The following is a 13830-nucleotide window of genomic DNA, read 5'->3' as shown; positions in this document are numbered from 1 at the left end:
CACGGGCAACGCCACCCTAATCCAGCCATTGCCGCCAGGGCCTCGAACGCCACACGCCACGCGGCAGACGATTTGAGGCCGTTCGGCGGCATGCCGGCCGCGGCCTGGGTGAGGGCCGCGGAAGGCGGGTCAGGGCGCCTTGGCCTTCAGCGTGTAGGGGCTGGAGCCGCTCACCGAGACCACCCGGTAGCGGTAGGCGCCGGGCGGGCCGGTGTAGCTGATCTGCTCGTCGGAACCCGCGCCCTCCGAGGTCGCGACGGTGACCCAGTTCGGCCGCCGCCACCTTTGGAGGTAGAGGTCGAAGTCGACGCCGTCGCCGCCGTCCAGGCAGGCGGAGTGCATGCCGGCGACGGCGGCCCGGTAGTAGCGGCTCGGCTGGGAGACGGACTGACCGTTGTTCAGCGTGCCGGTGTAGGTCTTCGGGTAGCCGCTGCAGTCCTGCTTGTCCGATGGGGTGGTGCCGGAGACGCCACCCGGCGAGCCGACGGTGCTGTCGGTCAGCAGGGTCAGGTCGTAGGCGGTGAGGATCTCGTTGATCGGCTGGAAGTAGGTGACGCCGCCCGTGGCACAGTCCCCGGAGCCGCCGGAGGTGACCCCCTGGGCCTGATCCACGGAGATGAACGAGCCACCCGAGTCGCCCGGCTCGGCGCAGACACTGGTACGGGTCAGCCCGTGGATGGTGCCCTGGGGGTAGGTGACACTGGCACTGAGCTGCCGGATGATCCCGCAGTGCCAGTCGGTGGTGGAGCCGGAACGGCAGATCGAGGCGCCCTCCAGAGCCGGTCGGGAGCCCGCGACGGGCACGGTGCCGCCGAGGCCGTTGCTCACCACCGGTTTGGGCGTCCAGCCGGCGTTCACCGCGACCCAGGCGTAGTCGTTCTCGGGAAAGGACGACGCCCGGAAGACCCCCAGGGGCACCCGGTTGAAACCGGTGGTGGCATCACCGGTCTTACCGCAGTGACCGGCACTGACGAACCCCGCCTGGGTCCCGCGCATCACCGAGAAACCAACGGAGCAACGACTCGCGACACCGACGTAGTAGGCGTCGCCGCCCTGCAGGTCGCTGAGGAGCCGGGGCCGCTCGGTGGACGGCACCACCTTCACCGCCTCAGTGTCGACACCGGCGGCCTCGATGAGGTCCTCCGCGACCAACGGCTCCGACGACAGGACGACCACCCTGTTGTTCCTGGCGTCGACGTAGCGGACACTCCCCTCGTTCTTGGCGCCGGGCACCGACTGGTCGAGTCCTTCTATGTGCTTGCCGAGTTCCGCCAGCGACCGTTTGACGACCTCGGCCCGGGCGCCCGCCGCGATGATGTGGGGGATGTCGGCCTCGTCGGTGGTGGCCACCACGAGGGTCTGCGCGATGGTTCCCATCAGCCACGAGCCGCCGAAACGGTCGCCGAGTCTCGCACGGAGGTCCGCCGCCACTCCCGTCAGGCGGGCCTCGTTGAGCAGGCGCGCCTGGGCCTGTTCCTTGGTCAGTTCCAGGTCGCGTTGGAGCGCCTCCAGCATGCCCGACGGCGGTTTCCAGGCGGACGCGGCGACCGGAACCCCCTTAGCCCGGGGTCCGGCCGCAGCCGGCACACCCGTCAGGGTGAGCGCGGTGACCGCCAGCACGCAGCCCGTGGCGACGGCATGTCTGCCGAACATGAAACTCTCCTCGACCTCGGCTTTCACAGCAGGAGGGGGAGAGCGCCGCACGGGCAACGCCACCCTAATCCAGCCATTGCCGCCAGGGCCTCGAACGCCACACGCCACGCGGCAGACGATTTCGATCGGATCTCACCTCGCCGGCGCGCTCTCGTTCCCGCGCGGGGGCTCCCCGGGCCGGCTCGGCCGTTCCCGGGACCCGTCGAGGTCAGAAGCCGTAGGCGTCGCCCAGAGCGCCCTGGACGTACTTGCGCGCCTGGTGAATGCGGGACTTGGCGGTGCCCAGCGGGATGCGGAGCTGCTCGGCCACCTCGTTGTAGTCGAGCTGGCAGATGTCGCGCAGCACCAGTGCCTGGGCGAGATCGGGCTTCTCCGCCTCCAGGGCCTCCATCACGTCGAGCAGGTCCAGCCGGGATCCGGCGATCACGCTCACCCTGGCGACGTCCGGCTTCTGCAGCGGCAACTCGTCCGAACTCTGCTCCGCGGCGCGGCGCTTCAGCGAACGGTAGGTGCTCCTGGCGCAGTTGGCGGTCACGATGTGCAGCCAGGTGCTGAACTTGGCGCGCCCCTCGAAGCGGCCGATGTTGCGTGCCACCGCCAGCAGGGTGTCCTGGCAGGCCTCCTCCGCGTCCTGCCGGAAGGGAAGGATGCGCCCGCAGTGCCGGAGCACCGCGGGCTCGATACGCTTCAGCAGCTCGCCGAGCGCGCGGTGGTCACCTTGGGCGGCCGCCCGGGCCAGCTCCTCGGTCGTCTCGTCCAACGCCATCACGAGCCCCCATCAGCGGTCACAGTCGCTGGACATCCTACGGTCGGGGATCCCCGTTGCCGACCTTCGGCTTCGTTACAAAAAGCGACGAACCCGAAATATGCCGATCTCCGCCCTTATGTGTGCTCCCAGTGGGGGTCCGCCAGGAGCGCGGGACCGGTCGTCAAGGCGTCGTGAACCCCAGGGTGTAGGGGCTGGAGCCGCTCACCGAGACCACCCGGTAGCGGTAGAAGCCGGGCATGCCGGTGTAGCTGATCTGCTCGTCGGGCCCCGAGCTGTCCGAGGCGGCGACGGTGCTCCAACCGCTTCCCTTCCACCTCTCCAGGTAGAGGTCGAGATCGACGCCGTCGTCCCCGTCCAGGCAGCCGTGGTGCTGGCCGGCGACGGTCGTCCGGTAGTAGCTGGTGCTCGGCCGGTAGACGACCTGACCGCTCTCCAGACTGCCGACATAGATCTTCGGGTAGCCGGTGCAGGTGCCCGTGCTCGGCGAGGTGAGCGTGTCGGTCACCAGGGTCAGGTCGTAGGCGGTGAGGATCTCGTTGATCGGCTGGAAGTAGGTGACGCCGCCCGAGGTGCAGTCCCCGGAGCCGCCGGAGGCGACTCCCTGGGCCTGATCCACGGAGATGAACGAGCCACCCGAGTCGCCGGGCTCGGCGCAGACGTTCGTGCGGGTCAGCCCGGAGACCGCCCCCTCGGGGTAGGTGATGCTGGTGTCGCGCTGCAGGATGATCCCGCAGTGCCAGTCGGTGGTGGAACCGGACCGGCAGACCGAGGCCCCCTCGACGGCCACCTTGGAGCCGACGACGGACACGGTGCCGCCGACGCCGTTGCTGACCGCGGGCTTGGGCACCCAGTTGTGGTTCACCGCGACCCAGGCGTAGTCGCTGCCCGGGAAGACCGATGCCTGGAAGACCCCCTGGGGCACCCGGTTGAAACCGGTGGTGGCATCACCCGTCCTGCCGCAGTGTCCGGCACTGACGAAACCGGCCTGGGCTCCGTGGGTCACCGAGAAACCGATCGAGCAGCGACTCGCGACACCGACGTAGTAGGCGTCTCCGCCCTGCACGTCGTGGAGGGGCTGGGGTTGCTCGGTGGACGACACCACGCTCACCGCGTCCGTGTCCACGTTCGCGTCCTTGATGAGGTTCTCGGCGACCGCGGGCTGCGCGGACAGGACGACCACCTGGTTCCTCTTCGCGTCGACGTAGCGCACGCCTCCCACGCGTGGCTTGGCGGGCAGCACGCCGTCGATCCTCTCCTTGATCAAAAGGAGTTCCGCCATCGACCGGGTGACGACCTCGGCCCGGGCGCCCGCCGCGATGATGTGGGGGATGTCGGCCTCGTCGGTGGTGGCCACCACGAGGGTCTGCGAAATGGCTCCGACAAGCCATGAACCGCCAAAACGGTCGGCGAGCCTCCTGCGGAGCTGCGTCGCGACCGGGAGCATGCGGGCCTCGTTGAGCAGGCGCGCCTGGGCCTGCCGCCGGGTCAGTCCCAGGTCGCGTTGGAACGCCTCCAGCATGCCCGACGGCGGTTTCCAGGCGGACGCGGTGACCGAGGCCCGAGGTCCGGCCGCGACCGGCACACCCGTCAGGGTGAGCGCGGTGACCGCCAGCACGCAGCCCGTGGCGACGGCATGTCTGCCGAACATGAAACTCTCCTCGACCTCGGCTTTCACAGCAGGAGGGGGAGAGCGCCGCACGGGCAACGCCACCCTAATCCAGCCGTTGCCCCCAAGCCCCCAAAAACCACACGCCACGCGGGCGCCCCTCGGAACGCCCCCGACCGGCGCCGTCAGGCTCGCCGGGCTTCCGATCCAGCACCGGAAAGTCATCAAACCTGGATGTACTCACTGAGCTACCGACAAGAGCTGACACACTCAAATGAACGCCATTCTTCCTTGGCCTGAAGAGCAGGGCGCCCAGGCCGGGCGCCGGTTAATCTTCTGGACAAGCGTGTCCCTAGCCGGCGAAGGGATCTGATGAACGCGATCCTCGTGGCCTCCAACCGCGGTCCCGTCTCCTTCACCCTCTCCGAGGACGGCTCCCTGTCCATGCGCAGGGGTGGGGGCGGCCTGGTGTCGGGCCTGTCGGAGGTCGCGAAGGACCTCGACGTCCTCTGGGTCTGCGCGGCGCTGTCCGACGGCGACCGCGGAGCGGTGCGGCTGGCGCCCGGCGGCCGTCTCGACCAGGCGGGCTACGAGACCGGGGCGCTGCGCATGCTCGACATCCCCCCGGCGACCTTCCACCGCGCGTACAACGCGGTCGCCAACTCCACGCTCTGGTTCGTCCACCATCTGCTGTACGACACCCCCAACAGACCACATTTCGACGCCAGGTTCCGCAGGGAGTGGGAGTCCTACCAGACGTACAACGAGGCGTTCGCGACGGCGCTGGCCGAGGAGGCCCCGCACGGGGCGCGGGTGATGGTGCAGGACTACCACCTGAGCCTGGTGCCGGCCATGCTCAGGGTGGAACGGCCGGACCTGCGGGTGGCCCACTTCTCGCACACCCCGTGGGCTCCGCCCGAGTACTTCAGCCTGCTCCCCGACGACGTCGCGGCCGAGGTCCTGGAGGGCATCCTGGGCGCCGACCACGCGGGTTTCCTGACCGCCCGCTGGGGCGGGGCGTTCATGGACTGCTGCGAGACCGTGCTCGGCGCCCGAGTCGAGCGCGCGAGCCGTACGGTCACACACGAGGGCAGGACCACCCGGGTCGGCACGCACAGCCTGGGTGTGGACGGTAAGGCGCTCTGGGCACGGGCCTCCGAACCCGACGTGGAGTCGCACATGGCCGCGCTCCGCGCCCAGGTGGGCGACCGCAGGCTGATCGTGCGGATCGACAGGACGGAGCTGTCGAAGAACATCGTCAGGGGCCTGGTCGCCTACCGGGAGTTCCTCTCGACCCACCCGGAGTGGCACGGCCGGGTCACCCATCTCGCCTTCGCCTACCCGTCCCGGCACGACCTGCCCGAATACCGCGAGTACACCGCGGCGGTGCAGCGCTGTGCCAAGGAGATCGAGGACGAGTACGCCACCGAGGACTGGGACCCGCTGATCCTCAACGTCGACGACGACTACCCGCGCTCGCTCGCCGCCTACCGGCTGGCCGACGTGCTGCTGGTCAACCCGATCCGCGACGGCATGAACCTGGTGGCCAAGGAGGGGCCGATCCTGTCGCCGGGCAGCGCGCTGGTGCTGTCGCGAGAGGCGGGCGCCGCCGCCGAGCTGGGCGAGCACGCGGTGACCGTCAATCCCTACGACGTCTCGGCCACGGCCGCCGCGCTGCACGAGGGGCTGACGATGCCCGAGGCCGAGCGCGCCAGGAGGGGCGCCCTGCTGGCCACGGCGGCGACCGCGCTTCCGCCGCACCGGTGGTTCGCCGAGCAACTCGACGCTCTCGGGTAAGGACAGGAAGCTTCGGGCCCTCATGAGATAGTTTTCGCGGCTGTTTAACTTTTTTACATACGGGGAGCCTGAATTGACCGCGATCGCCCCCGTCAGGCTGATCCGGGACCGCGCGACCTGGCTGATCTACCTGCAGCTCGGCGCCTTCGCCACCTATCTGTACGGCCTCAGCGCCGCGCTCCCGCTGCTCCGCATCGACCAGGGCATCTCCCAGGCGGTGGCCGGGCTGCACGGGACCTCGATGGCCCTGGGCGGCATCATCACCGGCCTCGCCCTCCCCTGGTTGACGAGGAGGATCGGCCGCCGGGCCGTCACCTGGACCGGACTGGCCGGGATGAGCGTCGGCACGCTCCTGGTCGCGGCGGCCCCCACCACGCTGCCGATCACCCTCCTCGGCTACGGCGTCGCCAGCGGGATGGCCTCCATCACCCTGTACTCGGGCATGGCCGCGCTCGACGACCACCACGGTCCCGCGGGGCCGGCGGCGATCAGCGAGGCCAACGCGGTCTGCGTGATCGTCGGCATCGGGGTCCCCTTCGTGGTCAGCGCCGCCGCGCAGAGCGTCTTCGGCTGGCGGGCGGCGCTGCTGGTGCCCGCCGCGCTGACCGCGCTGCTCGCGCTGCTCATGGGGCGCGTCTGGATCCCGGAGCGAAAGGACGCGGCGGCCGGAACCGCCCCTGAGGCCGGGTCCCGCTTCGGCTGGCGCTTCTACCTGGCCGGGGCCGTGCTGTTCTGCTGCGTCGCGATGGAGTTCTGCTTCAACCTGTGGGCGGCCAAGCTGTTCTCCGACCAGACCGGACTGCCCGCGGCGGTGGCGGCGACCGCGGTCGCGGCGTTCACCGCCGGGTTGGCGGTGGGGCGCCTGGCCGGAGGGCGGCTGGCCCTGCGGATACCGCCGACCGCGCTGTTCATCGGGGCGCTCCTGGTCACGGCCGCCGGATGGGCGATCTTCTGGCTGAGCGAGGACCCGGTGTTCTCCTACGTGGGCCTGGCCGTATCCGGGCTGGGAGTCGCGCTGCACTTCCCGATGGCGCTGTCGCGGGTGCTGGCCGTCTCCGGCGGGCGGCGGGACCAGGCGTCGGCCCTGGCCTCGATCTTCGCCGGCCTGGCGGTGGGAAGCGGGCCGTTCCTGCTCGGCGCGCTGGCCGACGGGTTCGGCACCCAGCAGGCGTTCCTCATGGTCCCGGTCCTGATCGGGCTGGCCGTCGGAGGACTGCTGATCGGCTCCGGCAGGCGCGCCTGAGCGGGCGGGCGGCGGTGACGCCCGTCCGGCCGCGGCCTCACCCGCTCAGCGGGGCGCCTCTCCCTCGATGGCGTCGGCGATCGAGCTGAGCAGCTCCAGGACCCCCGGGGGCCCGTCCACCACGATGTCAGCCTCCACCTCGATCTCGGGCGACCCGCTGAACACCGTCACCCCCGGCAGCCCGGAGGCCCGTACCGCCGCGAACGCCGCGAGATCTCCCAGGTCGTCCCCGGCGAACAGCACGGACCTGGCGGCCCGCTCGCGTAGGAAGGCGCTCAGCGCCATCCCCTTGTCCATCCCAGGCGGGCGCAGCTCCAGCACGAACTTGCCGGGCTCCACCACCAGCCCGGCCTCGGCGGCCAGCGCGGCGACCGGCTCGCGCAGCGCCTCAAGCGTCGCCCACGGGTCGGCGGCCTGCCGGGTGTGCACGGCCATCGCCCGCTCCTTGTCCTCGACCCTGACCCCGTCCCACCCCTCGACCAGCCGGGGGAGCCCCGCCCTGACCAGGTCGAGGCCCGGATGGACGGGCGGCGCGGCCAGCGCGCCCGCCTCCCAGCGTTCGAGGCCGTAGTGGCCGAGCACCACCAGACCGGGCACCTCGGCCAGGGAGCCGTACTCGACGGCCGTGGCGGCCGGGCGGCCGGTCACCACCACCACGGCGCCGACCAGGCCGCCGAGCCTGATCAGCACCTCGGGCCCATCTGGGTGAATTCTGGCCTCCGCGGGGTCGGAGACGATCGGGGACAGCGTGCCGTCGAAGTCGAGCCCGATCACCGCTCCCCCCGGGTCGGCCACGATCGCCTTCAGCCCGTCGGGCGGGTTCGCCGTCATGTCCGGTTCCTCTCCGTCTCCACCGTCTCGCCCGTCTCATCGGCCCCCGCCTTCAGCGATCGCCTGCCCGACCGGTCGTACCCGGAGATCAGCGACGCAAGCCATCTTCAGGGCCTCTTACTCAATCTGGGCGCATCACCGCGATCGACTGCCCGACCACTCGTACCCCGCCATCAGGGACGCAAGCCCGTCTTCCGGGCCGCTCGGTCGCTCCGGCGCGTCTCCCGGAGCCGGCGCAGGCGCTTGACCAGCATCGGGTCGTGGGCAAGTGCCGCGGGTCGCTCGATGAGCTCGCTGAGCAGCTGGTAGTAGCGCGTCGCGGAGATGTCGAAGGCCTCGCGGATCGCCTGCTCCTTGGCGCCCGCGTGGCGCCACCACCGGCGCTCGAAGGCGAGCAACTCCCGCTCGGAGTCGGTGAGAGCACGCGATGCGGGCTCTCGGGCAGCCCCGCCGTCGGCACTGTCACCGGGGGCCGGCTCGGTGTCCATGGCTTCCTCCTCGGTCGGGGCACATGGCGATCACACCGCGCACCCGCGGTCCGAAGTCAGAATAGTCCGGAATTTCGCGCTGTTCATGACGGATGCGGAGCCGTACAGTCACCAAGTGTGACCTCTGTCATCAGCCTTCTCACCGACTACGGACTGGAAGACGGCTATATCGCCGCCTGTCACGGCGTGATCGTCGGAATCTCTCCGGAGTCGCGAATCATCGACGTGTGCCATCTGGTGCCTCTGGGAGACGTGCGGCGCGGTGCGGCGATCCTGGCCCAGACGATCACCTACCTGCCTCCCGGCGTGCACGTCGCCGCGGTGGATCCCAGCGGCTCGCGCAGGGCAGTGGCGGTCGAGGCCGGCGACCACGTGTTCCTGGGCCCGGACAACGGGCTGCTGTCGTGGGCGATCCACGCCAGCGGAGGCGCGCGGGCCGCCTACGAGCTGTCCAACGAGGAGTTCTTCCTGCCTCCTCTCTCGCCGACCTTCCACGGCCGCGACCTCTTCGCACCCGTCGCGGCGTACCTGGCGATCGGGCGGCATCCGGCCGAAATGGGGGAGGAGATCCCGATAAACCGATTGATCTCGCTGCCCGCGCCCACCTCGACGGTCCAGGACGACTACGCCGAGGGGGAGGTGCTGTCGGTCAACCGGCACGGCAACATCCAGCTGTCGATCGGCGCCGCCGACCTGATGACGCTGCGCGTCTCGCTGGGAGACACCCTGGTGGTCTGGATGGGCGGGCGTCGGCTCGCGGTGCCGTTCAAGGAGTCCTTCACCGCGGTCCCTCCCGGGGAGATCGTGTCCTTCATCGACTCGGTCGGGCTGGTCGCACTGGCGATCAACTCCGGCGACGCCTCCCAACGGCTGGGCCTGCCGCCGGGAGCCCGCGTGCGTCTCTCACCCGCGCCGTGACCCGCGGGCCGGCGACCGGCCCGCGGACCTCCGCCGGGCCCGCTTCCCGAAGGGGGGATTTTACCTAGCAAGCGCTTGTGTCATATTGGCCCTATGACCGCACCCGTGATCAACGGCTGGTTCACCGTGGACGGCGGCACCGCGCACCTGCTCGGCACCCGCTGCACGGACTGCCGGACCGTCTACTTCCCGCCCCGGACGGGCTTCTGCCGCAACCCGTACTGCGACGGCGAGGACCTGGCCGAGACGCGCCTGCCGCGCCGGGGCACCGTGTGGTCCTACACCAACTCCTGTTACCCGCCACCCGCCCCGTTCGTGACCGCCGATCCCTATGTTCCCGTCACCCTCGCGGCGGTGGAGTTGGCCGGGACGGGAATCGTGGTACTCGGCCAGGTCAAGGACCTCACGGTGGACGACCTGCGGGTGGGCATGGAGCTCGAACTGACCACGGGCCCGCTCGCCGACGGCCCGCTGGTCTGGATGTGGGGCGCCCCTGGCGCCACCGGCGCCACCGGCGCCACAGCGGAGCGGCAGAACGGGGAGAGTTCATGAGCGACGTCGTCATCCTCGGCGCGGGAATGCACCCCTGGGGCAAGTGGGGTCGGCCCTTCGTCGAGTACGGGGTGGCGGCGGCCAGGGCCGCGCTGCGCGACGCGGGCCTGGAGTGGACGGACGTGCGGTTCGTGGTGGGCGCCGACACCATCAGGAACGGCTACCCGGGCTTCGTCGCCGGCGCCACCTTCGCCCAGGCCATGGGCTGGAACGGGGCGCGCATCGCCTCGTGCTACGCGGCGTGCGCCTCGGGCGCGCAGGCGCTGGACATCGCCAGGACCCGCATCCTGGCCGGCCTCTGCGACGTGGCGCTGGTCGTCGGCGCCGACTCCACGCCGAAGGGGTTCTTCGCGCCGGTGGGCGGCGACCGCCCCGACGATCCCGACTGGCTCAGGTTCCGGCTGCTCGGCGCCACCAACCCGGCGTACTTCGCGCTCTACGCGCGCAGGCGAATGGCCCTGTACGGCGACACCGCCGAGGACTTCGCCGCCGTCAAGGTGAAGAACGCCCTGGCCGGCTCGGCGAACGAGAACGCCCGCTACCGCGAAACCGTCACCGCCGCGCAGGTGCTCGCCTCCCCCCTGGTGGCCGACCCGCTGCGGTTGATGGACATCTGCGCCACCTCCGACGGCGGCGCCGCGCTGGTCCTGGCCTCCGCGGAGTTCGCCCGCCGCCACGGCGCGAGCCGCCCGGTACGGCTCGCGGCCGTCTCCACGGTGACGCCGTCCTTCCCCGGCACCGTGCTCGAACTGCCGGACTTCGCCACCGACTCCACCGCGGCGGTGCCGCCCCCCGAGCGCCCGTTCCGTGCCTCCATCGCCCACGCCGCCTACGAGGAGGCGGCCCTGGGCCCCGACGACCTGTCGTTCGCCGAGGTGTACGACCTGTCCACCGCGCTGGAGCTCGACTGGGTCGAGGACCTCGGCCTCTGCGCGCGGGGCGAGGCCGCGAAGCTGCTGCACGCCGGGGACACCGCGCTCGGCGGCCGGATCCCGGTGAATCCCTCCGGCGGGCTGGCCTCCTTCGGCGAGGCGGTCCCCGCCCAGGCCATCGCCCAGGTCTGCGAGCTGACCTGGCAGTTGAGGGGCGTGGCGGGAGCGCGACAGGTGGAAGGTGCCCGGATCGGGCTGGCGATCAACCAGGGTCTGTTCGGCCACGGCTCTTCGATCATTGCCACAAGCTGACCATTCTTGACCCTCCCCAAAGCATGTCGCTGGATAGTCTCACTCCCGTTACTTTGAGTAGCCGCGCGCAGACGGTCCGTTCCAGAGGCCCCAAGACACTGCCGCGATTTCCTTCCAGGGGGAACCACACATGATTCGTCGTCTTCTCATCACTTCCGCGTGCGTCGGCATCGCCGTCCTCGCACCGGCCGTGGCCGCTTCCGCGTCCACGTCCTCCACCACCTCCACCACCAAGGCCGCGACCAAGTCCGTGGCCAAGGCCAAGGCCGCCAAGGCCGACTGCTGCGGCGTCGGCGTCGTCAGCGCGCCGCTCGCCGTCGCCTGCCCGACCGCCGCGGTGGTCGCGGCTCCCACCGTGGTCGCGGCTCCCGTGTACAGCGGCGTCTACGGGGCCGGCGTCTACGGGGCCGGCTGCGGCGGCGTCTACGGCGGCGGGATCTACGGCGGCGGCGTCTACGGCGGCGGGATCTACGGCGGCGGCGTCTACGGCGGTGGCGTCTACGGGGGCGGCATCGGCGGCGGCATCCTCGGCGGCGGCATCGGCCGGGGCAACAACATCGTCGGCGGCGGCAACGTGATCAGCAGCGGTAGCGGAGTCGGCCACGGCGTCGGCATCGGCGGCCTCGTCGGCATCGGCGGCGTCGGCGTCGACATCCTCTAGTAGGGCGGCATCCTGCCGTAGCGCAGTAGGGCGCGGCCCCCACATCTCGTTGTGGGGGCCGCGCCTTCCGCTTTTCCCGCCCCTGCTACACGTGTGTCACGTCGTGGGTCTCGGCGAAGTGGCAGGCGCTCGCGTGCGCGGTGCCCGGCCGGATCCGCAGCGGTGGCTCCTCGACGGCGCAGATCTCCGCCGCCTTCCAGCACCGCGTACGGAATCGGCAGCCCGACGGCGGGCTGGCCGGGGACGGCGGGTCACCCTGGAGGATGATCCGCTCACGCCGCTCACGCCCCTCCGGGTTGGGCACCGGCACGGCCGACAACAACGCCTGGGTGTAGGGATGGGCGGGCCGGTCGTAGATCTCGGTCTCCTCGCCGAGCTCGACCATCTTCCCCAGATACATCACCCCGACCCGGTCGGAGATGTGCCGGACCACCGACAGGTCGTGGGCGATGAAGACGTAGGCGAGACCGAACTCGTCCTGCAGCCGTTCCAGCAGGTTGACGACCTGCGCCTGGATCGACACGTCCAGCGCGGAGACCGGCTCGTCGCACACGATGATCTCAGGCCGGAGCGCGAGCCCCCGGGCGATGCCGATGCGCTGGCGCTGGCCACCGGAGAACTGGTGGGGATAGCGGTTGACGTGGTCGGGATCCAGCCCCACGACCTCCAGCAGTTCCTGCACCCTGCGGCGCCGGTCGCCCTTGGGGGCCACGTCCCGGTGGATCTCGAACGGCTCACCGATGATGTCGCCCACGGTCATCCGGGGATTCAGCGAGGTGTAGGGGTCCTGCATGACCATCTGGATGTTGCGGCGGACCCGCTTGAGCTCGCCGCCCCTGGTCTGGGCGACCTCCCTGCCGTTGATCTTCACCGATCCCGAGGTGGGCCGCTCCAGCGCCATCAGGAGCTTGGCCAGCGTGGACTTGCCGCAGCCCGACTCTCCCACGATGCCGAGCGTCTCGCCCCGGCGCAGGTCGAAGGAGACCCCGTCGACCGCCTTGATCGAACCGATCTGCCTGCGCAGGACGATGCCCTGGGTCAGCGGGAAGTGCTTGACCAGATTCCGGACCTCCAGGATCGGCTCACCCGCGGCTGCCATCGAGGACCTCTCTCCAGTAGTGACACGCACTGGAGCGTGTCGGGTCGATCTCGTACAGCGCGGGCGCGTCGGTGACGCAGTTGTCCTGACGGTAGGGGCAACGCGGGTGAAAGGAGCAGCCGGAGGGCATGTCGAGCAGGTTCGGCGGCATGCCCTTGATGGCGTACAGCTCCTGCCCCTTCTGGTCGACCCGGGGAATCGAGTCGAGCAGACCCTTGGTGTACGGGTGGGCGGGCGCCCGGTAGATGTCGTGCACGGGGGCCTCCTCCACGATCCGCCCGCCGTACATGACCGCGATCCGGTCGGCGACGTCGGCCACCACACCGAGGTCGTGGGTGATCAGGATCAGGCCCATGTCGCTCTCCCGCCGCAGTTCGGCCAGCAGCTCCATGATCTGGGCCTGCACCGTCACGTCGAGGGCCGTGGTCGGCTCGTCGGCGATCAGCACCTCCGGGTCGAGCGCGATCGACATCGCGATCATGATGCGCTGGCGCATCCCCCCGGAGAACTGGTGCGGATAGTCGTGCACCCGTTGCCTGGCACCGGGAATGCGGACCCGGTCCATCAGCTCGATCGCCTTCTTCTCCGCGTCGCGTCTGGAGGTCCCCCGGTGCACCCGGAACATCTCACCGATCTGGAAACCGACGGTGAACACCGGGTTCAGCGCGGAGAGCGCGTCCTGGAAGATCATCGCGATCCGCCGGCCCCGGACCTGGGAGCGGGCGTCCTCCGAGAGTCCGAGCAGGTTCGTGCCCCGGAAGCGGATCTTCCCGCTGGGGATACGGGCCGGCGGGGAGTCGAGGATGCCCATGATGGCCTGCGCGGTCACCGACTTGCCCGAGCCGGACTCACCGAGCACGGCGAGCGTCTCCCCGGCGTTCAGCGAGTAGCTGACCCCGTTGACCGCCCTGACCACGCCCTGCCTGGTCACGAACTCCACGTGCAGGTCTTCGACGGCGAGCAGCGGCTCGCCGCCGGGAGCCCGGCCGGTCGGCACCACCTGTGTCGAGGTCTTCTTCACGGGTCCCC

Annotated in this window: 13 protein-coding genes; 6 read left to right on the top strand and 7 right to left on the bottom strand. The window is 70.5% G+C overall.

What is annotated here, in order from left to right:
* Positions 1-129: 129 nt before the first annotated feature.
* From AB0K21_RS13660 to AB0K21_RS13650, 3 genes are all read right to left on the bottom strand, one after another.
* Entirely contained in the window at positions 130-1653 is a 1524-nt protein-coding gene (locus tag AB0K21_RS13660) for a S1 family peptidase (RefSeq protein ID WP_364149787.1), read from the bottom strand.
* Positions 1654-1861: 208 nt separating this feature from the next.
* Entirely contained in the window at positions 1862-2419 is a 558-nt protein-coding gene (locus tag AB0K21_RS13655; protein ID WP_343966940.1) for an RNA polymerase sigma factor, read from the bottom strand.
* A 163-nt stretch (positions 2420-2582) separates the two neighbouring features.
* A complete protein-coding gene (locus AB0K21_RS13650) occupies positions 2583-4070 on the bottom strand; it encodes a S1 family peptidase (RefSeq protein WP_364149784.1) in 1488 nt (495 codons plus the stop codon).
* 330 nt (positions 4071-4400) lie between these two features.
* Here AB0K21_RS13650 and AB0K21_RS13645 point away from each other — a divergent pair, with 330 nt between their 5' ends.
* Both AB0K21_RS13645 and AB0K21_RS13640 read left to right on the top strand, forming a co-directional pair.
* Positions 4401-5825 carry a trehalose-6-phosphate synthase gene (locus AB0K21_RS13645; RefSeq protein ID WP_364149782.1) on the top strand — a complete coding sequence of 475 codons (1425 nt, stop codon included), beginning with the start codon at positions 4401-4403 and terminating at the stop codon, positions 5823-5825.
* 73 nt (positions 5826-5898) lie between these two features.
* Positions 5899-7068, top strand: a complete 1170-nt coding sequence (locus AB0K21_RS13640) for an MFS transporter (RefSeq protein WP_364149780.1) — start codon at positions 5899-5901, stop codon at positions 7066-7068.
* A 45-nt stretch (positions 7069-7113) separates the two neighbouring features.
* On the opposite strand, the gene otsB is transcribed toward AB0K21_RS13640, so the two are convergent.
* Both otsB and AB0K21_RS13630 read right to left on the bottom strand, forming a co-directional pair.
* A complete protein-coding gene (gene otsB / locus AB0K21_RS13635; RefSeq protein ID WP_364149778.1) occupies positions 7114-7899 on the bottom strand; it encodes a trehalose-phosphatase in 786 nt (261 codons plus the stop codon).
* Positions 7900-8072: 173 nt separating this feature from the next.
* Complete coding sequence (locus AB0K21_RS13630) at positions 8073-8387, bottom strand: DUF3263 domain-containing protein (protein ID WP_364149776.1); 315 nt, start codon at positions 8385-8387, stop codon at positions 8073-8075.
* A gap of 117 nt (positions 8388-8504) precedes the next feature.
* Between AB0K21_RS13630 and AB0K21_RS13625 the strand changes: the two genes are divergently transcribed.
* The 4 genes from AB0K21_RS13625 to AB0K21_RS13610 all read left to right on the top strand — a co-directional run bounded on the left by AB0K21_RS13625 (position 8505) and on the right by AB0K21_RS13610 (position 11702).
* Positions 8505-9305, top strand: a complete 801-nt coding sequence (locus tag AB0K21_RS13625; RefSeq protein WP_364149774.1) for an SAM-dependent chlorinase/fluorinase — start codon at positions 8505-8507, stop codon at positions 9303-9305.
* Between the two features lie 93 nt (positions 9306-9398).
* Positions 9399-9857, top strand: a complete 459-nt coding sequence (locus AB0K21_RS13620) for an OB-fold domain-containing protein (protein ID WP_364149772.1) — start codon at positions 9399-9401, stop codon at positions 9855-9857.
* Positions 9854-11041: a lipid-transfer protein gene (locus tag AB0K21_RS13615; RefSeq protein WP_364149770.1), complete on the top strand. Its 1188-nt coding sequence runs from the start codon at positions 9854-9856 to the stop codon at positions 11039-11041. The genes AB0K21_RS13620 and AB0K21_RS13615 overlap by 4 nt, the downstream gene beginning before the upstream one ends.
* A gap of 130 nt (positions 11042-11171) precedes the next feature.
* On the top strand, positions 11172-11702 hold the full coding sequence (locus AB0K21_RS13610; RefSeq protein WP_343966960.1) for a hypothetical protein: 531 nt from the start codon (positions 11172-11174) through the stop codon (positions 11700-11702).
* A gap of 85 nt (positions 11703-11787) precedes the next feature.
* On the opposite strand, the gene AB0K21_RS13605 is transcribed toward AB0K21_RS13610, so the two are convergent.
* Together AB0K21_RS13605 and AB0K21_RS13600 are read right to left on the bottom strand one after the other, a co-directional pair.
* Entirely contained in the window at positions 11788-12801 is a 1014-nt protein-coding gene (locus AB0K21_RS13605) for a dipeptide ABC transporter ATP-binding protein (RefSeq protein ID WP_343966963.1), read from the bottom strand.
* Positions 12785-13822, bottom strand: a complete 1038-nt coding sequence (locus tag AB0K21_RS13600; protein WP_343966965.1) for an ABC transporter ATP-binding protein — start codon at positions 13820-13822, stop codon at positions 12785-12787. Before AB0K21_RS13600 ends, AB0K21_RS13605 begins: the two co-directional genes overlap by 17 nt.
* Between the last annotated feature and the right edge of the window lie 8 nt (positions 13823-13830).

The sequence above is a fragment of the Streptosporangium sp. NPDC049248 genome, from assembly GCF_040678965.1.
In the GTDB taxonomy this organism is placed as follows: domain Bacteria; phylum Actinomycetota; class Actinomycetes; order Streptosporangiales; family Streptosporangiaceae; genus Streptosporangium; species Streptosporangium fukuiense.
The sequence above is the reverse complement of the archived record's forward strand: the minus strand, read 5'-3'. Positions and strand labels throughout refer to the sequence as shown.